Below are 21,328 nucleotides of genomic sequence, written 5' to 3'. Positions count from 1 at the left end.
GGTAGGTCGTACTGGAGTCGAACCAGCGACCAACGGATCAACAGTCCACTGCTCTACCAGTTGAGCTAATGGCCGGCCCACACGATATCCGCCCGCCACCAAGACATTTCTTGCCTGCTTGCCCTAGCCAATATCGATCGTGCGACTCGCGGATCGCGCCGGCTCCGATTTCGGCACGGTCAACGTGAGCACACCATTGTCAAACTTTGCCAGGGTGTGATCGGGGTCGGCGTTTTCCGGCATGGGAATCGTGCGCACGAAGTTTCCATAGGCGCGCTCTAGCCGGTAACAGCCATCTTCGTCGCTGCGCACGTCCTGCTTTTTCTCGCCGCGCAGCACGATCGCCCCGTCCTCGACGCTCACGTTCAGGTCTTCGCGCTCTATCCCTGGCAATTCGGCGGTCACGCGCAGCACCTGCCCTTCGTCGACCACGTCGATGCGCGGCTGGAAGCGCGATGAACTGAAGTCGCCAAACCATCGCTCGAGTGCACCACGGCCGGCAAACGGGTCATGAAAGAACTCCTCCACTGCGCGCCACGGTTCGCGTGAGAACAGTCGCGGAATGTCAGGCAAGGAGGCGCGCCATTGTTCGCTCGCCGGCGGGCTTTCCGGGCTGTCCCCATCGGACTTGCGGGCTGCCCCGCGAAGGAACTTGAAGAGATTCCACTTTTTCGGGTCGGTGTTCATCGTATCCTCCTCTAAGAGGTCTGGCAGGAGAACCGGATTCCAGTTGGTGTCAGCCGCATCGTCGATGATCTATTGACCGTAGGAACCCCCTGATGTGCGGTTTCCCGACGGTATATGAATAGCGCACGGGGAAAACTCCCTGAAGACATCTCGCAGATGGCAGTTGCAGAAAGCAGGACCGGTATATTTTCGGTACGTTATGACAGCCGTAGGGGTTGGTCTTCGGTTCTCTGCGAAGGCGTCAGTCGTTGCTAGCCGGTTTGACAAGCCCCTGGCTGTCGCGGCCACATAAGCGTGTTCTTGGCCGTATATGCCGGCCGCGAAATCATTACAAGAAACACCGACAGAGGCCGCTAACGTACAAAAAAACCGTTTCTTGAACGCACCCAAAAGTTTGACGGACGTCGGCTAATTTACTGCTTGGCGCCCGCTTCTTTGAACTCAACATCCTCCACGTCCTCGCCTTTCTTCTCGGCGCTCGCCTCTTTCGCGTCCGCGGCGCGACCGGAGCCATTGTCCGGCTGAGCCTGAACGTCCGCATAGACCCTTTCGCCGAGTTTCAGCGAGGCCGTGGCCAGGGCCTGCGCCTTGGCGTCGATCTCGGCCTTGTCGGAGGTCTTCAGTGCCGCCTCAAGGTCCCTGATTGCGGATTCGATCTTCTCCTTCTCGTCCGCGTCCAGCTTCTCGCCGTATTCGGTCAGAGCCTTGCGCGAACTGTGTGCCAGCGCGTCGCCGTGGTTGCGCGCATCGACCAACTCCCGCTGTCGACGGTCTTCGTCAGCATGAGCCTCGGCGTCCTTCACCATGTGCTGGATCTCGCCTTCAGACAGGCCGGAGTTGGCTTTGATGGTGATCCGGTTCTCCTTGCCCGTAGCCTTGTCCTTCGCCGACACGTGCAGGATGCCGTTGGCGTCGATATCGAACGTCACCTCGATCTGCGGCATGCCGCGCGGCGCCGGTGCAATGCCCTCCAGGTTGAACTCGGCCAGCATCTTGTTGCCCGTAACGATCTCGCGTTCGCCTTGGTACACCTTGATGGTTACCGCCGCCTGGTTGTCGTCGGCCGTAGAGAAGACCTGAGAAAACTTGGTCGGGATGGTGGTATTCTTGGTGATCATCTTGCTCATCACGCCGCCCAGGGTCTCTATCCCGAGCGACAGGGGGGTCACGTCGAGCAACAACACATCCTTGCGCTCACCGGTTAGTACCGCACCCTGGATCGCCGCACCCACTGCCACCGCCTCGTCGGGGTTGACGTCCTTGCGCGGCTCGCGGCCGAAGAACGCTCTGACCTTCTCCTGCACTCTGGGCATGCGGGTCATGCCGCCCACCAGAATCACGTCGTCGATCTTTTCGACCGCGATACCGGCATCCTTGATTGCGATGCGGCACGGCTCCATCGTGCGCTCGATCAGGTCTTCGACCAGAGCTTCGAGTTTGGCACGTGTGAGCTTCAGGTTCAAATGCCGCGGCCCGCTGGCGTCGGCCGTGATGTACGGCAGGCTGATTTCCGTCTGCTGGCTCGACGAGAGCTCGATCTTGGCCTTCTCCGCGGCTTCCTTCAGGCGTTGCAACGCCAGCACGTCCTTCGACAAGTCGACCCCTTGGTCTTTCTTGAACTCGCCGATGAGGTAGTCGATGATGCGCTGGTCGAAGTCTTCGCCCCCCAGGAAGGTATCACCGTTCGTCGACAGCACTTCGAACTGCTTCTCGCCTTGCACGTCAGCGATCTCGATGATGGAAATGTCGAAGGTGCCGCCGCCGAGGTCAAACACGGCGATCTTGCGGTCGCGGCTTTCCCTCTTGTCCAGGCCGAACGCGAGCGCCGCCGCGGTCGGTTCATTAATGATCCGCTTGACGTCCAGCCCGGCGATGCGCCCGGCATCCTTGGTCGCCTGGCGCTGGCTGTCGTTGAAGTAGGCGGGCACCGTGATGACGGCTTCGGTGACGGGCTCGCCGAGATAGTCTTCGGCGGTTTTCTTCATCTTGCGCAGTACCTCAGCCGAGACCTGCGGCGGGGCGAGCTTCTGGCCTTGCGCTTCGACCCATGCGTCGCCGTTGTCGGCCTTCAAGATCGTGAAGGGCATCAGGCCAATGTCCTTCTGCACTTCCTTTTCCTCGTAGCGGCGGCCGATCAACCGCTTGACGGCAAACAGCGTGTTCTTTGGATTCGTGACGGCCTGCCGCTTGGCGGGTGCGCCGACGAGGATTTCGCTGTCGTTCACATAGGCGACGATCGAAGGGGTCGTGCGCGAGCCTTCGGAGTTCTCAATCACTTTGACCTGGTTGCCTTCCATCAGCGCCACACACGAATTCGTGGTGCCGAGGTCAATCCCGATGATCTTGCTCATGATGTCCAAGCGCCTGGCGCTTCCTGGTAGGAGACTCCCTGTAAATCCACAGCCGTATGGGACTCGCCGCACGCCTTGCGTGTCTCGTCAATACTCCAGCTCCGATGACACCGCAGCGGCTTTGCCGTGGTCTTTTGGCATCTCTGCCACGGTCGCGTCCGTGGTCAGAATCAGTCCGGCGACTGATGCCGCGTTCTGTAGTGCGGTACGGGTCACCTTGGTTGGGTCAATCACGCCCATCTCGAACAGGTCGCCGTATTCACCGGTGGCCGCATTCCAGCCGAAGTTGCCGTCATGTCCGAGTACCCGGCTAAGCACCACCGACGCTTCCTCGCCGGCATTGGCGGCGATCTGCCGCAGCGGCTCCTCCAGGGCACGCAGCACGATTCGGATGCCGGCTTCCTGATCGGCGTTGGCGCCCTGGAGCGGCGCAAGCTGGGCGCGGGCGCGCAGCAGCGCGACGCCGCCGCCCGCAACGATACCTTCCTCGATCGCGGCCCGCGTGGCGTGCAGAGCGTCTTCGACGCGCGCCTTCTTCTCCTTCATTTCCACCTCAGTGGCCGCGCCAACCCGGATCACCGCTACGCCACCGGCCAACTTGGCGACCCGCTCCTGCAACTTCTCCTTGTCATAGTCGCTGGTGGCCTCGTCGATCTGCCGCCGTATGGCCTTGATGCGGGCCTCGATTGCTGCGGGTTCGCCCGCGCCGCCGACGAGGGTCGTGTTCTCCTTCTCAATTTCGACGCGTTTGGCATGCCCCAGATCCTCCAGCACGACATTCTTGAGCTGCTTGCCCGTCTGTTCCTCGATCAGCGTGCCACCGGTCAGGATGGCAATGTCTTCCAGCATGGCCTTGCGCCGGTCGCCGAAGCCCGGTGCCTTCACCGCGGCGGCCTTGAAGGTGCCGCGCAGCGAGTTGACGACCAGGGTCGCAAGTGCCTCGCCTTCCACGTCTTCGGCCACGACGAGCAACGGCTTGCCGGTCTTGGCCACGGCCTCGAGCACCGGCAGCAGATCGCGAATCGCCGATATCTTCTTGTCATGCAGCAGGATATACGGCTCTTCGAGCAAGACGGATTGCTTCTCGGGCTGGTTGATAAAGTAAGAGGCCAGATAACCGCGATCGAACTGCATGCCTTCGACCACCTCCAGCTCGCTCTCCAGCGACTTGCCGTCTTCAATCGTGATGGCCCCGTCCTTGCCGACCTTGGCCATCGCGTCAGCGATGATCTTGCCGATCGCCTCATCAGCGTTGGCGGAGATCGCGCCGATCTGGCCGATCTCCTTTCTCGTAGTGCAGGGCCGGCTCAGCTTGCGCAGCGCCTCGACGACCGCGCTCACGGCCAGGTCCATGCCGCGCTTCAGATCGATCGGATTCAGACCCGCCACCACGTCCTTCATGCCCTCCTGAACCATCGCCTGGGCCAGCACGGTGGCGGTCGTGGTGCCGTCACCGGCCACGTCGGATGTCTTGGCCGCAACCTGCTTGACCAACTGGGCCCCCATGTTCTCGAACGTGTCGCGCAGCTCGATCTCCTTGGCGACCGATACCCCATCCTTGGTGATCAGCGGCGGCCCGAACGATCGCTCGAGGACCACATTGCGCCCCTTGGGGCCGAGCGTGACCTTGACCGCGTTGGCCAGCAGGTTGACTCCCGCCACGATGCGGCGGCGCGCGGACTCCTGAAATTGGATCTCCTTGGCTGCCATGATGAGACTCCTCGCGAGACGCTAGTTTTCGGTTCCTTCCTCTATTCAACGACGCACAGTATGTCCTCGTCACGCATCACCAGCACCTCCTCGCCTTCAAGCTTGACGGTGGTGCCCGCATACTTGCCAAATAGCACGCGCTCGCCAATCTTCACGCTCGGCGCGCTGACATGGCCATCGCCCAGGCGCTTGCCGGGGCCGACAGCCAGGACTTCGCCCTGGGCCGGCTTTTCGGCGGCGGTATCGGGGATGACAATACCGCTGGCCGTCTTGTGTTCTGCGTCCAAGCGTTTGACGATGACGCGATCGTGTAGTGGACGGATGTTCATAGCCTTGCTCCTCGTCCGATCACTGTGATCATGAGCTTGTCCGGCCGATCGGGTCGTGTCCGGGCCGCCGTTCAGGGCATTCACGTGTCAACGCCGGCGTCTGGATTCAAGCCGCTAGCATTATTGGCCAGGAACCGATCCTGGCGCTTCACTGAATGGCCGGCACGGTGCCGAGCTTCTCTGCCAGCATCCGCTCATATACGCCAAAATGCACATCCACCTCTGCCTGACTGACGACGACAACGTCAATCGTGACCTGCTCGGGCGACAAGCCGAACATCGTGGCCAGCGCCACCTCCAGGTGGGGGGCCGCCACTCTGTCCTTGTCGAACGTCGTGCCGATGCTGATCACGTAAGCATCGCCTTGCGCTGTGACGTCGACCAAACGGGCCCGCGCGCTGAGGTTGTTATCGATCGCGACTGTGACCAACTCCGCTACGCGCCGCGTCCGCTCGGTAGGAAAGCCGCGCGTGCACTTGAGCCGCACCCGATGCCTGCCTAGCGTCACCCACTCAGAATCGAATTCCATCGAAGTCTCCATCTCGGGAAGTGTTTGCCGTGAAAATAGAGGCCAGTCCGGCGATTTCAAGACCTTAGCGTGGCACGTGGATTCGCTGCAGTTGCAAGCCAGCACCGCGCGTTCCGAGCGCCGCCGATGCCAGAAAGGGCCTCGGAGGCGCTACCTTGCACGGCCAGCTGGAATCTCCCAGCTGAGCGCAGCAGACTCACGCGAGTGTATTCCCTTGACGCAGCTCGCCATCTTTCGCTCACTTCACCTCGATCTTCTTCACCGCAGATTGCGACGAGCCGGTCTTGGGTAGACGCAGCGTCAATACGCCTCTGTCGAACTTCGCATCGATGTGATCGAGGTCGATGCCATCGGGCAGCGGGATACTGCGCATGAAGGCGCCGTATGCCCGCTCCAGGCGGTAGCAGCCGTTTTCCTCGCTCCGAATGTCCTGCTTCTTCTCACCTCGCAATACCAGGGCGCCATCTTCGATGGTAGTCTGCAGGTCCTCGCGATCCATGCCGGGCAGCTCCGCCGTGATCCTCAGCGCCGTGCCATCATCGACTACATCGATGCGAGGTTGGAAGCGCGACGAACTGAAGTCACCGAACCATCGATCCAAGCCGCCAAAGCCCGCGAAGGGTTCATGCAGAAACTCGCCCATCGCACGCAGGGGATCGCTTGAAAACAGCCGTGAAACGTCGGGCCAGTCCGGTGTCCAGTGCCTTGGCGCGGGAACATTCGGCGACTCGCCCGTCGGCTGCCTATCCTCTGTCGATTTGCGTAGGAACTTGAATGGGTTCCATTTGCCCAGGTCTGTTTTCATCTTGTCCTCACCGACGTATGTCCAGCCCATTTCCGCGGGTACTGCGGTGGCGCCCTTGCAGACGCCACCGGTACCCGGCGGCGGCAACTCACGCCACGTTGACTGCAATGCGGCGTGGACGCGCTTCGTCGCGACGCGGGATTGTCAGTTTGAGCACGCCGTCCTGCAAGTTCGCCTCGATCTTCGACGCGTCAAGGTCGGCACTCAGTGAAAAAGCGCGTGCGAAGTGCGGCTGGCGAATCTCCGCGTGCTGGACCCGCAATCCGGAGGGGGTTGGCACGACCGCTTCCGCCTCGATATGGAGGTTGCCGTCGTGGACATTCACCTCGAGCTTGTCCTTCGTCACGCCCGGAAGGTCGGCCCAGAGGGTGACGCCATTGGCGTCCTCCATAATGTCAACCGCGGGGAGCAGCGTCATCGTCGGCGACGACCTGTCCTCCTGGCTCTTTGCCACCGCGTTCTGGTTGCGCTCAACCATTTGGGTAGTGTCGTTCATGGCTTTCTCCTGGCGTTACTGGACCGTGATCGCCCGGGGCTTTGAGGCTTCGCGCTTGCCAACACTGATAGACAAGCAGCCGTTGGCATAGCGCGCCTGGACTTTGTCGGGGTCGGCGCTCTGCGGCAATTCGACCACACGCCGGAACGTGCCGGTGAATCGCTCTTGCGCATACAACCGGACCTCGGGATCTTCCGCAGCTTGCGCCGCTTCGCGCTGGCCGCTGATGGTCAGCAAGCCCTTGTCGATCGACACCTCGAACTGGTCTGGCTTGAGCCCGGGGGCGAACGCGACAATCTCGATGGAATCGTCCGTGGCACCGATATTGACCGGGGGAAATGCCCCGAAGCGGCCGGAGCGGAGGCTGGATGGGAAGCCGCCGAACAAACTCGCCATCTGCCTATGCATGCGGTCGAGTTCGCTGAAGAGGTCGGTTCCAAAGAAAAGATCGCTCATGGTCGTATCCTCCTTCGATGCAGCAAGGAGGCGAAGGGGCATACGCGCTCCCATCCACCTGCCAAGCTGCTGGCAAACAAACAGAAACACACAGCGCGCAATGGTCGCGACTGCCTGAGCGAAAATAAAATAGTAATTGCGCAGCCAAATTTCAAGGGGTCCAGCTTGCGCCGTTCCGCGAAAGGACATCGGCCGATTCGTGCTGCCCCCGGTCACGGTTGGGCAGATACGCTTACATTGCATCACCGGGGTTGCTTCCGTTACACGGCGCCACATCTATGTGCCGCATGGAGTGTATTTGTCGCCGCCTGCCCAGCAGAGACGCACAGTTCGACTGGGGCCCTGCCTTGTGGCGTGGCTCGCCGGATAACAGTGGCCGGCTCGGCACGTCTCACGCAGGTCGCGGTCCGCGGACACAGATCAACTAGCTGGCAGCGCAATGTGCTCCTAGCGCCACTTTTTAGTTTATGCTCTACACGGCGGCGCCGGCTTGCCTCTCGTTGAGCAGAATTGGCTGAGTCGTAGAATGTGGCCGCGGACCGTCCGGGGTCTCCGCCGGGACACTATCTCCAAATTCTATGGGTCAGGTTCGTCGCCCGGTAGTTGGCGCCCGGCGGGGGGCTAGCGATCGCTTAGAGTGCAAAATTTTCCGTTTTCTGAAGCGACCCCGACACGCAGTGGCGGGCCTGCCTTCGCCCGCCGGTTGCAACTCGACGCGGGCAGCATGGCAAGGGCGGGCCCGCTGTTGGCTCGTACTCCTTTTAGTGCGTCTGCGCGTCTGGCGGTGACTTCTGTATTACATTGTCGTATGTCAACGGGTCGGTCACGACGGCCTGCTGGAGTAAGCGATAGAAGAGCACGCCGCGCGAGCGTGAGGTGCGGCGATTGAAGCGGAACGCGAACTCGTCCACGAGGTGCTCTGGTTGAACCGAACCGTGTTGGGTGCCCAGAATCCAGCGCTTGAGCAGTGAGGCGACGCGATGCACGCCAGCCATCGAGACGCGTGCTGGCACCTCGGAGCCGAGCATGACATGGCGCTGATGGTCATAGCTGAAGCGGTAGGCGGCCGAGCCATCGGTGCGCACTTGCGCACCGGCCTCGACACAGGCCTGAACGAACGGCGGCTTTGATCGTGCGTCATTCCACGCCTGGCGCAAGGTAAGTGGCCGTAGATGTGAAAAGGCATCCTTTGATCTGTCTGCAGATGCCGGCTACCGCGAGGCAAGGCCCGATTCATGTCGAAGAGATGCGGCATCCACATGCCCACATGCTCTCGCCCGCGGCGCGGAATTGATCAGCATGCGCGACAACCGGTCTTGCAACCGATTGATGGCTAAGTCCGTGAGAAAATTTGAGACTTTGTGCCGCGCAATTTCCAGCAGCACAGTTTGGAGCGGATCGACCCGCCGATCAGCCCAGCTGGTAGCAACCGTCATGCCATGAAGATGGAGGACTCCTTGACCGCCTCGATCTCTGATTTCGTATTCTTGCACCCGCACTGGGCCTATGTAACCGTTTTTCTGTTGGCGCTGTCAGAAGCCGTCCCCGTGATTGGCACACTCGTTCCCGGCTCGTCACTCATTGTCGGAATCAGCGCCTTGGTGCCCTCGGGCGGCGTTCGCTTGTGGCCTCTTCTCGTGGCAGCGGTGGTAGGCGCGATTATCGGAGACGGCCTCTCCTATTGGCTCGGTCACCGCCATCAACGTGCCATCCTGAACCGCCGGCCCCTCAATCGATATCCTGACCTGATTGCCAAGAGCGAAGCCTTTCTTCATCACCATGGCAGAAAGAGCGTTTTCATCGGGCGTTTTACACCGGCTGTGCGCTCCTTCATTCCGCTTTTTGCGGGCATCCTGGGCATGCCAGTATGGCGATTCTATGTCGCTAATATCAGTTCCGCTCTTCTTTGGGCTCCAGTCCATATTTTGCCAGGCATCGTGCTCGGCGCATCCGTCAAATCCGCTGGGGCAGGTGCGGGCCGGCTGGCGATTTTGCTCATGGTCCTGGTTGTCCTGCTATGGGGCCTCACGCGGTTAGTACGTCTTGTGCTGCAGCGCGGCGGCCCGGTGCTGCTCGCAATTCGCAGACGATTGCAACGATGGGCGAACCGCCATGAGTCACGGTTAGCTCAGACGGCCGTCTCGATACTTGAGCTGAGCCGACGAGACACCAGCCTGGCAGTATGGGCCGGCCTTAGCCTCGCCGCCATTTGGCTGTTTCTTGGCATCCTCGAGGATGTTGTTAGCGGCGATCCTTTGGTGCGTGCGGACGTCGCAATCTATCATTTCCTCCAGACCTTACGAACGCCAGGGGGGGACGCGGCAATGATTGCAGTGTCGGCGGTTGGTGACACTGAGGTCGTTATCCCTGTAAGCCTTGCCGTCATGGTGTACCTGGTATGGCGCCGCTATTGGCGCACCGCTATCTACTGGACGCTCGCAATCGGCTTTGCATCGATCATCAACACCAGCATCACGCTGGCCCTTCATCGATCTCGACCAGTGGAAGCGCTCTATCTTGGCTCGAGCGCGTTCTCATTTCCCAGCGGCCACGTCACTGTGAACGCCGTCCTATATGGCTTCCTTTCGATCTTGGTTGCGCGGCAACTGCCTCAGGCGTGGCGAGTACCAGTGTGCGCGGCAGGGGTGTCCGCGATAGCTCTCATCGCCTTCTCCAAGTTGTATCTTGGCGCCCATTGGTTCTCTGATGTCGCCGCCAGCATGGCCTTCGCCACCGCCTGGTTGCTCGTCGCCGCGGTCACATACTTCCGCCGGGAAGCACCACGACTGAACGTGAGGGTCTTGGGAGTTACAGCGTGCCTGGCCTTGGCGATTGCGGGTGGCACTAACATCTACCGTCACCATGCTTCCGATATGCAGCGCTACGCCGTTCATCCAGCTCGATCTTCGATTGGGTTCGAAGCATGGTGGAACAAGGACTGGCAGCAGCTGCCTGCGCGACGTATCGATTTAACCGGGGAGTTCGAAGAGCCTCTGACATTTCAGTGGGCTGGAGGGCTGTGGGGACTTGAACGGCAGTTGGCTACACAGGGCTGGCAAATGGCAGAGCGCTGGTCATGGCACGGCACACTGGAGTGGTTCGCTGCAGATATTGATCCTCTACGGCTGCCAGTTTTCCTTCGCCTGGAGCGAGGCAGTGCGCCAAGTCTTACCTTGATATACCCACTACAGGATGGAGGGCGGCCTCATTCGCGGCTGGTGCTTCGATTATGGTCATCAGAGTTTCAACTGCGCGATCGTGAGCCCGATTCGCTGTGGGTCGGTTCTGTCGTCGAAGAGCATTTGTACCGGCCCCTTTCACTGCTGACTGTGAGTTCCACCCAGCCCGAAGCGAACGCGCCACGACAGGCGCTGGCGGCAGCACTCGTCAACGGTCGTCTCGCGGCCCGTCCCGAGGAGCAATCCCAACGTGAGTGGGATGGGCAGGTGTTGCTGGGACAGGATGTTGCCACTCCCGTGCCTTGAGTCGCTAGCACGCGAGTGGTCGCGACTGTCGCCCGTTGGCCATGCTGCTCACCCTCACGATGCGTCTTGGAGGTGCGCTATTACGATAACTCTTCTTATCGCAATAGCACCATGGTCACGCTAAACTGGTCCCTATGAAAACTCGCCTGACGCCGCAAGCTGTCCGATCTGCCGACGAGCCAAGATTCCCAGATGCCACATCGCTCGCAGCGTTGAGGGCATGGCATGCAGGACTTAGCACCAGGGAAGCCATTGCACGGTATCTAATCGACGTGAAGTCAGAAGGGCAGTCGTCGCGAAGCATGCTCAGCCGCATACGCCGAAAGCTTGCAGCATATGCCCGTAGTCGCAAGCGTGAAGACCTGGCGCAGCTGTTCGAGATTGCGGCAGCCGAACGAGCCGAAAAAGGCCGCGTAGCGGACCGAGCAATCGAGCAGTTACGCGCATTGCCACCGCCGGCACCGGCCATCAGCGATGACATCGGCCTGTGGCTGGCGCCGCGGACGGTTGCCGCGCTCCGGGCGCACGGCATCGACACCTTGGCGGCGCTCACCGTACGTGTGCCACGTCGGCGTCGTTGGTGGGAAGCCATCCGGGGTCTGGGCGCCGCTGGCGCGCGCCAGGTGGAAGTCTTCTTTGCCAAGCATCCGGAACTGACCGAGCGGGCGCGCGCCTTAATTGCGCAGTTACCGCGTAGCGTGGTCGTGCCGTGGGAGCAGTTGCGCTTGCCGCAGCATGTCGATGGCTCGCGAGGGCGGTTCCGTGCGCCGCCGGAGACATGCACGCTAAACGCCAGCAACGACTATGCCGCCGTCCAGGCTTGGCTGACCCTGCATGAGGCACCGGCCACGCAGCGGACGTACCGCAAGGAAGCGGAGCGCCTAATTCTGTGGGCCATCGTCGAGCGCGATCGACCGCTGTCCTCGTTGACCACGGAGGATGCGACGGCCTATCGCAGTTTCTTGCGGCGCCCGACGCCACACGAACACTGGGTCGGACCCCCGCGGCAGCGCGCCGCGCCGGACTGGCGGCCGTTCAGCGGTGGCCTGTCGGCGCGGTCGGTCGCGCATGCCATGTCGATCCTCAGCGCGATGTTCCGCTGGCTGGTCCAGCAACGCTATGTGCTAGCCAATCCATTCGCCGGCATCAAGGTGCGCGGAAGTGGGCGGACGACTGCGCTGGAGAGTTCGCGCGCGTTCACCGAAGGCGAATGGGTGCTCGTTCGGACTATTGCCGACGGCTTAGAATGGTCTTATGGCTGGGATGTCGCCGCGGCCCAACGCTTACGCTTTGTACTTGACTTTGGCTACGCAACAGGCTTGCGGGCTAGCGAACTGGTCGGTGCAACCCTTGGTGACATCGAATCCGACAGTCAGGGCGATCACTGGCTCAGGGTGTTGGGAAAAGGTAGTCGCAGCGGCCTAGTAGCGATGCCACCGCTGGCACGGAGCGCATTGGATCGATACTTGGTTGAACGTGGCCTACCAGTAACACGGAGCCGCTGGCATGCGGGAACTTCGATCCTTGCCGGGCTTGGCAGGCATGCAGATACGGGTATCACAAGCACTCGCTTGGGGCATATGCTAAAGCGCTTTTTTTCGAAGGCGGCCGAGCTGATACAAAAAGATCATCCTGCGGTGGCCTTGAAGCTACGTTGCGCCAGTCCTCACTGGATGCGGCACACTCACGCCACTCATGCACTGGCGCGAGGTGTAGAACTGCTTGCGCTCCGGGACAACATGCGACATGCGTCGATCTCGACAACGTCCTGCTATCTTCACGGAGATGACTCCAAGCGCGCGCGACAACTTGGAGCGGTCTTCGGAATCCGATGAAATTCGGTGCGATTAAGCTAAACGTCGGGACATCACCCTGCGAGATGTTCCGTGCATTCGCGAGATGACGCCGTCACATCTCCTAGCCGCAACCCGTTGCATGCACTGCGCAGAGAACCATTCGCGTCCCTTGGCTAGTCTCGCAAAAGGTCTTTTTTGAGCCCACCGAAATAATCCGCTACCGAACTGTCCGCATTCGTGGTGAGCCAAATGACGTGGGAGTGAGGCTAGCTCGTCCGCGTATTACGAATCTGTCTGAGTTTGCTCTCCACGGGCGGGTGACACGCGTGCCTCCAAGGTCTAGCGTCCTGATACCAGGAGTCGTGCGGAAGCATTCGAGCTCAGCGACCAAAGGAGGCAGATCATGCTCGGCTTTACATTTCGTAAGGGGGCGGTGCTTGAGCGCAACCAAGCTCAGGTTAGGATTCTTCGAATCGTCGATGATGGCAGCGTTGTTCTGGAGGATCTGCAGACAGGCTATGTTTCCACCTGCCGTAAAGACGATCTGCTGGATGAATACCTTGTAGGAACACTCTCTGCATATAGATCATCTGCAGCCATGTTGCCTAACCTTTCAGTATTTGGTCGTCCACTGGAAGAGCTGCCTGACCATGTGAAGTCAGAAGCGTATAGACGAAAGCGCTATTTGGATTTTTTGGCTGACTCTGGAAGAGTTCCTTGGACGAAAGCTGAGATGGAAAGCTTCATTCAAGCGGCCGCTACAAGCTTCGGCGATGAGAAGCCGCCAACGGTTAGCTCACTGTATCGTTGGCATCGCCGACTCCAGCTAACCCAAGACGTGCGGTCGCTAGTTCCCCAGTATCACCGACGGGGGCCGGCTAAGCCGAATACGAATCCTGAAGTTATTGCTTTGCTTGTCCTGGCTATTAAGCAGATCGCAAAGACGATGCAGCGTTGGACCATGGTAGATGTAGAGTCGACGCTGCGAGTCCTGGTGGATAAGGAGAACTTTGCGCGTCCAAAGAAATTGCAACTCAAAGTGCCAACCCGTAGGACGCTTTACCGGCTGGTTCCCCGTCTTGCAGAGTATGGGTTGGAAAGCATTGAGCTAGGGCGTGGGGGAGGAGGAAATCAGAAGATCAAGCTTACAAGCCAGACAGTGAGGACCCAAGCAATACTGCAGAGAGCCGAGATCGACCATACGCCGATGGACGTTTTCGTTGTCGATGACAAGTCCTTACTGCCTCTGGGTAGGCCGCTGCTGACAATGGTGATTGATCACTATAGCCGCATGCCTATCGGCTACCACTTGCGCTTCGGTGGTCCTTCTATAGCTGCTGTGCTAGGCGCATTACGTCACGCAATTCTTCCGAAGTGCCCAGCGGAGAGCGTCATTCCTGGGCTAAAGGTGGAACATCGCTGGCATTGCTATGGTGTGATGGATCGACTAGTTATGGACAACGGAAAGGAGTTTCATAGCGAGGCACTAGAGCGAGGGTGCTTTGATCTGGGTATTCAATTGGTATTCTGCCCTGTTCATCAGCCACGATTCAAAGGCACTATTGAGCGCTTCCTGAAAACATTGAACTATGGCTTTGCTCACTGCTTGCCTGGCACCAGCCTCGCGAATTTATTTGAGCGTGGCGACTACGATCCCATAAAGCATGCCATTCTGACACTAGGTGAGCTCAAGCATGCTTTGGAGAAATGGCTACTTGACATCTACTCGCAAACACCACATAGAAGTCTGAGTGACACGCCGTACCACGTTTGGGAGGCTTCTGCGGCATTGGTGCCGCCGCGCTTGCCGCAACGTGCTGTTGATCTTGTTCCGGCGTTAGGCATCCCGACCACGCGCCGAATTCGGCACGACGCCATTGGGTTGTTCGGGTTGCGGTATAGCGCAGAAGCGCTGAGACAGCTCATATGGCGCTATAGGGAAGGCATTTCCGTTCGACTGGTGTACGACCCCGAGGATCTAGGCAAAGTCTTGGTTTGGCCACCAGAGGCCGATAGTCCGTTGGTCGTGCCAGCTGTTCTTTCGGAGTACGCTAACGGGCTGACGTTGGCGCAGCATCGACTAATTCAAGCGTTGACCGAGAAAAGGGGGATGAACAAAGAGGACGAATCCTCGCTCTTGTACGCCAAAGCAGACCTCGCCGATAGCATTCAAGATTTGTTACGCAGCAGGAAGCTACAGACCCGCAAAAAAGCAGCGCGGGTCCAGGGGGCGACAAGTGAAAATCCTACCAGAAAACTCGTCCAAAAAGCGACCAGGTCAAAGACTAGTAGTCGTCGTCAAGTGATGATTTTAAACGCTTCACTTGCCTTGTCTTCGGTTAAATCCTTTCCAAGCCGGAAGCTGCCGTAGTATGGGTGCATATCATGTCACAAAAGATGCCGTCAGATGTCTTCAGGGCGATAGCTGCTTTGAAGCGAAATGTGTTCATGTTTCCCCGCTTTCGCAATGCGTTCGAGCAGTTAATTCAGGCGATAGAGCTATATCGGGCGACCGGGGTTGCGGTAAATCATCTGATCCTGGGGTCGTCTGGTTGTGGGAAATCCACTTTGTGCAAGCTACTACTCTCGGAGTATCCAAAACGGAAGGAACCTGAACGAAATGTTGTTCCCATTCTCTACATAGAAATCCCTGCCCTGGCGACGATCAAATCATTGGTGGAGGGCCTGCTTTCACAAATTGGCGATCCAGCGCCAGGGGCGGGCACGATTTCCGAAAAGACAGATAGGTTGTGCCGATTGATTGTTGGTTGTGGCGTTCTTTTTGCTATTTTGGACGAAATGCAACATGTACGCGATCGGGGGCAGGACTTGACGGTTTCAAGGGCTGCAGACTGGATAAAGGCATTTTCAAACTCTGCTGGATGTCCTCTTGCGCTAGTTGGGTTGCCACGAACGCAATATCTATTGGATGCGAACGAGCAGCTGCGACGACGGTTTAGTGCGACTATATTTCTTGAGCGATTCAATATGGACGATTCAGATAGCGTAAACGAATTCGCTGGTGTCGTCGTCTCTTTTCTGGAAAGCATGCCGTTGCGTTGCTCACTTCGGCCTGATTCTTCGGTTGATGATTTGATGCAATTTTACTTCGCTACTGACGGCCGGATCGGATATCTTTCCAGTCTATTAAGTCGAGCGTTATTAATTGCTCATGCTAGCGGGACGTGGATCATTGATCAAAATTTACTCGAGCGCGCGTTTTCAGCCGAAATTTGGTATCAAGGGGTCGGTGAACTGAATCCATTCTCGGCAGATTTCTGCGGTCGCTGCTTAAGTGAATACGGCGAACCGTTTTATATTGCGGATCTTCCAAAGAAAGAGTCGAGATCGCTCGCGATTGCTGATGGCCTGTAATGGGGTGTGTTTTGAAAACCAGAACGAGGTTCGAATTGGCAGAGTTCCCTTTGCGACCCACGGCGAAGGCTGACGAAAGCGTTCGCATGTACATTCATCGGGTTTACGAGGAAAATGGGCATCGGGTAGGTATTCCTTTCCTGGAGCGCCATCGTATCCGCCCCTGGTTTCGGGTCATGGGGCGGTTGTGTGGGGCCGCCGTTCATGAGATCCCGTTCGCGCAGACTGACAGCATGAAGCAGGCGCCTGGGCGTAGACTCGAGAATAGGGGGGTTAAATATTGCTGTGGCTGCGCTGCGGAATTTGGATATCAGCTGTGGACCACTGATTACTACGATTGTCAATATTGCCCAGTGCATTTGCAGCCATTGCTATATTCTTGTCACGGGTGTGGGAGGCTAGCCAGCCCACGTATCGTCCTTGCTAATCGTTGTAGCTGTGGATTTGACATTAGGGGCACACCCGTTATCGGAGTTCGAGCTGATTTCGCGACATGGGAGTTGGTGATCGGAGAATATCTGAGTGGTGTTTTCGCGAAAGGCCGTATCAACGAAAATAGACTTTTGTTGCCATTGTGGGTGAGAAAACTGGGTCTTACTGAGTTCACAAGATTGCTTATAGAGCTTCACTGGTTATTCGAGGGGCCGACTATTTTGAGCATCGACAATGTCACTAGGGATTCTCTTGTGGATTGGCCAAAGAATTTCCGTGATAATCTTTTGGTGTGTGCGTCAGATTTTTGGTTGTGGGAGATATTTGGGTTGGCCAGTGCATTGCGCCGGAGCGTGGGTAATGAAAGCCACCGATGGGATCGACTAGAGATAGACGGTGTTACAGCAGAAATGGTCAGGCAAATAAATCTCCTCATCTTGGATGCGGAAGTTGTACGATCGAAAAGTCGGAGGGCTGAAAGAAAGCTTTTGCAAGATGCAGTTGGGTCGAAAAATCATCTCTCTCGTCGGGTACACTCGCACGATCTACAGGGCGCATGGAGGGGTTCAATGCTGAACCAACCGCCACGCACCCGGATAGGTCCATAGCCTGGCCGCGCGGTACGTGAGCATCCAGATGGCAGGCGCGAGCTGATGCCACTAGAGATGGCAAGCGCCAGTTCGCGGTAGGGCGAGCCATCTGATATTACCCTGACAGTCTCCTTCTTCTAATGAAAGGGCAGTGCCGTGCACAGGTAGTCGTCCGGCAAGAAGTTGAGGACCAGTGTCCGCGGTCCGACGAATGTCTAGCCCGGGCTGCCAGCAGATTTCAGGGGGATGAAGTAGCATGGAGAGCACTGATGAGTTTCGTGGGAAAGCAGACCGTGCCTCAATCGAATATAAGGCGCCCATCCGGGAAGCGCTCACCATTTGCCGAAGCTTGCGCGCAGGCCAACTTCCTGTTGGACATTGCCTTTTCTCAGGAACCAACCAATCTCGAGGCAGTTCGCATCGGCCGTCGCACGATGCGTGTGGACGAAGTAAGGGCCGAACTGAACGCCGCTCGCGCCCGCGTTGATGCGCAGTTTGCTCAACCGATCATGGGAACAGACGCTACCCGCCGGCGCGTTAGCCTGGCCTTGCAGCAGGATGCGGAATTGCCGTTCAGCGTGATGGCAGGGAAGCGTCGGTAAAGTGTAAGTTCCAGCAATGTATTCGGCAGTCCATCAAAGGGGTTGGCGTATAGATTGCCGCCCCCACTGTCCACGTACGAAGTCCACTCATCTTTGTGCGCGATCAGTTACTTGACTTGTGCAAGCGGCCCGTCAGCAAGCCGCAATCCTCGATAGCTGCGTAGGCGCACGGATCGTGCTCGTGGAGCTTGGCTGATTGCCCCAGGCGCATCACGACCGCGGCGCTCTGGCCGGCCAGCTTCGCGGCCTGCGAACAACCAGGAGCGCGCCTTAATAGGCCCATGGACGGATCGGGTTCTCCAGACTATTGTCGTCAACGCTCATCTCCCAGTGTTTCAGCGCCGGCAGCATTGCGCTACCTAAAAGTCATTGCGGCGTTTGTCTCTGGCGAGCAAGCCACGCGTGTAGCAGACATTGTCCGCAGAGTCTCGTCTGATGCACAAGAGCGAGGGTTGCAGCACGGAAAAGCTCACCCTCGAATCTGCGAGCAAATTCTTAGTGTGCTCGGCCAAAGCGCTGATACAGACTACCGGGCGATGGGCTTCGTCTGGGGCATATGGCACCACAGTCGCGTACGGGTAACCAGCCAGGATGGCTGAGTGGGTGGCAAGCGTCCCGTAAGCGGCTTCGTGCAGGAGATTGATAGCGTGCTCGACAAACATTCTTCACTCGGTTTGCTGGTCAACCAATCCAGCGTAGCTCATTCGTGTCCTGCGTGCTTCGCAGGCGGCACCGAACTGCCATCCCTCACAACGTAGGCAAGCGCTCGAAGCTGTGGAAGCGTGCAAACGATAGTTGTACATCGGTGATTTCAATTCGCTCCACTAGGGCTGCCGGCATGCCGTCGCTTAGCCAAACACACATTTCGGCAAGTTGCGCCGGCGAGCCTTGGAGCATCGCTTCTACCGAATCATCCATGCGATTGCGCACCTAGCCGGTGGCGCCTGATTCCTGGGCGCGGCGCACGCAGGCTTCCCGGTAGCCGATGCCCCGCACGCGACCGCGTACTCGCGCCAATCGGGTCTCAAGAGTCCCATCGCTTCCGTCAGATTGCATACGCGCCCATATCCAATTCTGCTCAGTCGTCCCTTGACTGCTCAAATTGCCACGCACTTCAAATACGAGACTGCGGCCCAATTCAACTTATATTAGGAATGTTCATGTACGATGCCATGGTTATTCCAAAATGGAGGAAGCATGGCCACGTACAAGCAATTGATGGCAGAAAAAGATGCACTCGAAGCGCAACTCGCCCAGGTTCGCGCCACCGAGATTGCGAGCGTCATCGAGAAGATTCACGCGCTGATGGCCGAGTATGAGCTGACCGTCGACGATATTGCGCCCAAGCGTCGCCGTGGCCGCCCGGCAGCTTCTGGCAAGGTGGGCAAGCCCGCTGCCAAGGAAAAGTCAGCGCTGCCGCCAAAATATATGGACCCCAAGACTGGTGCGACCTGGTCCGGCCGCGGACGCAAGCCGGCATGGCTCGGTAAGCGTCCCGAGAAGTTTCTGATTATAGAATAGCGATGGAAAGAGCCCTTGGCTGCTGTCGTGCCCGGATGTGCGAAAGTAACCGAGGGCGATTCGTGGTCTTCCGTCGCAAAACGGCAGGCGCCAGCATAGAGTCGACGCCGACGCCCGACGCGCTTGGCCGGGACGGTGCTCAAAACGCCGGAGCGTCCATTGCAGTTGTCATGCTGCAATTCTTCTAGCTTTCGGACGGCTTAGTACTTAGTCCTCGTGTCCATGCCGGCCATGGTCCCCGTGGTCCCCGTGCTCCCGATGGTCACGCCTGCGCCAGTGCCGCTCGCCTTGGTCGTCATCGTCATTATCGCGTCCCCGCCAGTAGGGAGCATAGACGGGTGCAGGTGCTACGACCACGGGCCGAGGAACGTAGACAGGTTGCGGCGCGACATATACGGGCGGAGGAGCATAGACCGGAGCGGGTTCGGCATAGACGATGCCCGGCACTCCGATGCCAATGTCGACGTTCACATGCGCTTGGGCTGGCAAGCTGATAGCCAGCATCGCACCACCAAACGCACCAAGGATTGCAAGTCGCTTCATCTTTTTCTCAAGGCTGGTCGGGCGTAACTGTACCGGCTGCCGGTGCGAGGTTTGGTACTTCCAACTGTAAAAATCTGTAACGCAAATGCTGGATGATTGCGCAGTCGGGAGTCCTCCCGCTCGAGAACGTCTCGAGCATGGTCGCCGTTGTCTCCGGGGACTAAAAAAGCTGGATGTCGGGGGATGGCTTGGCCAAGGCAGATTGGCGGCGTAGCTCACTGTCGGCACGTTGTCTTAAGCCGGCTGAAGACGCCGCGCAACGCTGGCGGCGATTCGACGGACTCGCCTTCTTGCTAGTCCGACATCAGCGGCCCTGACCGTCCGTGAGGTAGGGCGCCGGCCGCATTCATTCCCTTTGACTCGCTTTTCGGTAGGCGAGAGCGGAGGTCAGCGAAATTTGGAAGCCACCTTCTCTCTTCTGAGCGAACCTGACACGTGCAGGGCATCCGAAGAGGTTGTCGAGATGGCTACGCGAAATATAGAGAATGACGCGAGTTTTGCGCATTGGTAGTTCCTCACCCTGGCCATTTGCTTCTGATTCTACGTTAACGTTGTCTGCCGTCAGTTCAGCACACTGACTGCCCTTGGCACAGGGCGCCTCGATAGTGCTGCAGCGGGATAGCTCGGCGTTCTGCGAAGTTAGAGCGTAGCCTTCAATAGAGCCGTTTCGCTGATGCTGGCGTTAGCGAATTCGTGGGATGTCAGCAATTCCGGAGGGATGGCAGCAGGGTCAGTGGGCGTGAAGCCGAGGCGGGAGAAATAGCCGGCTGCCGCTCTAGTTCCGATGACCAGGGTATCGCTGCCACGCAGGCGGACATCAGCGACCAGCGCGGACACCAGCAAGGCGGCCAGCCCTGCCCGTCGCGCGCGCGCGGCGGCAGCGACTCCTCGCAACAGGCCGACGCTGTCACCGAACACCTCGATACCGGCGCAGCCGAGGAGGCCAGTCTTGTCCCGGCTGACATGAAATTGCACCGCTTCGCTATGTATTCCCCCAACGGGTAGTGAACACGACTGGAGCAACGCTTCCACATCACGAAGGTCTGCCTCGGTCGCATGACGCGGCCTCATACTGTTACCTGCAAGTCCAATGAGCGATGACGAGCCCCTCGGCGTTTCGACTGTTACCCACAAGCCTGGCGCTCGCGCATGCTAGTTATCGTAGTCGTCATGCCAGCGCCGCCATTCCCGCCGGCGCTCCCGCCATTCGCGCTCCCTCCATCGCTGTTCGCGCCATTGGCGCTCTCTCCAGGCGCGGCCCTGCCAGTCGTCGTAATAGTAGGCCGGAGCCGCTACCACGGGCTGCGCCTGAACGACCACGGGAGCCGGCTCGTAGTAGACGGGCGGCGGGGCGACAACCGCTGTCACAGGGATGCCAATACCAATGCCGACATCCACCCGCGCCTCAGCCATGTTGGAGCCAAGCGCGGTAACGCCGACTAGAAGCAAGAGCGATACGGCCTTTCGCATGATTTTCTCCTTTTCCTCTTGCAGAGACTCTAGGTCAGCATGGTTCCACGGTGTATTAGCGGATTCGCACAGCCGTGACTTTCTGTAACGGCGACGTTGATGCGCTAGATGTTCAGCCGGATTTTGGGGGGCTACAACACAACCGACGCAT

Annotated in this window: 16 protein-coding genes and 3 pseudogenes; 6 read left to right on the top strand and 13 right to left on the bottom strand. The window is 58.7% G+C overall.

The window, feature by feature from the left end:
- Positions 1-123: 123 nt before the first annotated feature.
- The 9 genes and pseudogenes from ACZ5MJ_RS33065 to ACZ5MJ_RS33025 form a co-directional block, all read right to left on the bottom strand.
- Positions 124-687 carry an Hsp20/alpha crystallin family protein gene (locus ACZ5MJ_RS33065; RefSeq protein WP_432260193.1) on the bottom strand — a complete coding sequence of 188 codons (564 nt, stop codon included), beginning with the start codon at positions 685-687 and terminating at the stop codon, positions 124-126.
- A gap of 413 nt (positions 688-1,100) precedes the next feature.
- A complete protein-coding gene (gene dnaK / locus ACZ5MJ_RS33060) occupies positions 1,101-3,038 on the bottom strand; it encodes a molecular chaperone DnaK (protein WP_464227009.1) in 1,938 nt (645 codons plus the stop codon).
- Positions 3,039-3,125: 87 nt separating this feature from the next.
- Positions 3,126-4,748, bottom strand: coding sequence for a chaperonin GroEL (gene groL, locus ACZ5MJ_RS33055; protein WP_464227007.1), 1,623 nt, complete (start codon positions 4,746-4,748; stop codon positions 3,126-3,128).
- Positions 4,749-4,789: 41 nt separating this feature from the next.
- Positions 4,790-5,077, bottom strand: coding sequence for a co-chaperone GroES (locus ACZ5MJ_RS33050; protein ID WP_464227006.1), 288 nt, complete (start codon positions 5,075-5,077; stop codon positions 4,790-4,792).
- Positions 5,078-5,225: 148 nt separating this feature from the next.
- Positions 5,226-5,606 (bottom strand): hypothetical protein, encoded by a 381-nt coding sequence (locus ACZ5MJ_RS33045; protein ID WP_116322964.1) that lies wholly within the window; start codon positions 5,604-5,606, stop codon positions 5,226-5,228.
- 238 nt (positions 5,607-5,844) lie between these two features.
- Entirely contained in the window at positions 5,845-6,411 is a 567-nt protein-coding gene (locus ACZ5MJ_RS33040; protein ID WP_464227004.1) for an Hsp20/alpha crystallin family protein, read from the bottom strand.
- Positions 6,412-6,499: 88 nt separating this feature from the next.
- On the bottom strand, positions 6,500-6,907 hold the full coding sequence (locus ACZ5MJ_RS33035; protein WP_022540321.1) for an Hsp20/alpha crystallin family protein: 408 nt from the start codon (positions 6,905-6,907) through the stop codon (positions 6,500-6,502).
- 15 nt (positions 6,908-6,922) lie between these two features.
- Positions 6,923-7,363 (bottom strand): Hsp20/alpha crystallin family protein, encoded by a 441-nt coding sequence (locus ACZ5MJ_RS33030; protein WP_224082962.1) that lies wholly within the window; start codon positions 7,361-7,363, stop codon positions 6,923-6,925.
- Positions 7,364-8,124: 761 nt separating this feature from the next.
- Positions 8,125-8,526, bottom strand: a pseudogene (locus tag ACZ5MJ_RS33025) (transposase); the annotation flags it as partial.
- Between the two features lie 198 nt (positions 8,527-8,724).
- On the opposite strand from ACZ5MJ_RS33025, the gene ACZ5MJ_RS33020 reads away from it, so the two are divergent.
- The 5 genes from ACZ5MJ_RS33020 to ACZ5MJ_RS33000 all read left to right on the top strand — a co-directional run bounded on the left by ACZ5MJ_RS33020 (position 8,725) and on the right by ACZ5MJ_RS33000 (position 17,643).
- The gene (locus ACZ5MJ_RS33020; RefSeq protein WP_464227002.1) at positions 8,725-10,848 is read left to right on the top strand and encodes a bifunctional DedA family/phosphatase PAP2 family protein; all 2,124 of its coding nucleotides are present in this window, start codon (positions 8,725-8,727) and stop codon (positions 10,846-10,848) included.
- Positions 10,849-10,982: 134 nt separating this feature from the next.
- Complete coding sequence (locus ACZ5MJ_RS33015) at positions 10,983-12,683, top strand: phage integrase family protein (RefSeq protein WP_464227001.1); 1,701 nt, start codon at positions 10,983-10,985, stop codon at positions 12,681-12,683.
- Between the two features lie 364 nt (positions 12,684-13,047).
- Positions 13,048-15,015 (top strand): transposase, encoded by a 1,968-nt coding sequence (locus ACZ5MJ_RS33010; protein ID WP_464227000.1) that lies wholly within the window; start codon positions 13,048-13,050, stop codon positions 15,013-15,015.
- A gap of 14 nt (positions 15,016-15,029) precedes the next feature.
- On the top strand, positions 15,030-16,019 hold the full coding sequence (locus ACZ5MJ_RS33005) for a TniB family NTP-binding protein (protein ID WP_464226999.1): 990 nt from the start codon (positions 15,030-15,032) through the stop codon (positions 16,017-16,019).
- 1,291 nt (positions 16,020-17,310) lie between these two features.
- Positions 17,311-17,643 carry a hypothetical protein gene (locus ACZ5MJ_RS33000; RefSeq protein ID WP_464226998.1) on the top strand — a complete coding sequence of 111 codons (333 nt, stop codon included), beginning with the start codon at positions 17,311-17,313 and terminating at the stop codon, positions 17,641-17,643.
- Positions 17,644-18,092: 449 nt separating this feature from the next.
- Here ACZ5MJ_RS33000 and ACZ5MJ_RS32995 read toward each other — a convergent pair.
- Positions 18,093-18,305 (bottom strand): annotated as a pseudogene (locus ACZ5MJ_RS32995) (pyridoxamine 5'-phosphate oxidase family protein); the annotation flags it as partial.
- An 85-nt stretch (positions 18,306-18,390) separates the two neighbouring features.
- Positions 18,391-18,699: pseudogene (locus ACZ5MJ_RS32990) on the bottom strand (acylphosphatase).
- Between the two features lie 141 nt (positions 18,700-18,840).
- On the opposite strand from ACZ5MJ_RS32990, the gene ACZ5MJ_RS32985 reads away from it, so the two are divergent.
- A complete protein-coding gene (locus ACZ5MJ_RS32985) occupies positions 18,841-19,164 on the top strand; it encodes an H-NS histone family protein (RefSeq protein WP_464226997.1) in 324 nt (107 codons plus the stop codon).
- A 1,182-nt stretch (positions 19,165-20,346) separates the two neighbouring features.
- On the opposite strand, the gene ACZ5MJ_RS32980 is transcribed toward ACZ5MJ_RS32985, so the two are convergent.
- Complete coding sequence (locus tag ACZ5MJ_RS32980) at positions 20,347-20,682, bottom strand: GNAT family N-acetyltransferase (protein ID WP_464226996.1); 336 nt, start codon at positions 20,680-20,682, stop codon at positions 20,347-20,349.
- Between the two features lie 177 nt (positions 20,683-20,859).
- Entirely contained in the window at positions 20,860-21,177 is a 318-nt protein-coding gene (locus ACZ5MJ_RS32975; RefSeq protein ID WP_464226995.1) for a hypothetical protein, read from the bottom strand.
- Positions 21,178-21,328: the final 151 nt, after the last annotated feature.

Source organism: Cupriavidus sp. LA-1, from assembly GCF_055385985.1.
The sequence above is the reverse complement of the archived record's forward strand: the minus strand, read 5'-3'. Positions and strand labels throughout refer to the sequence as shown.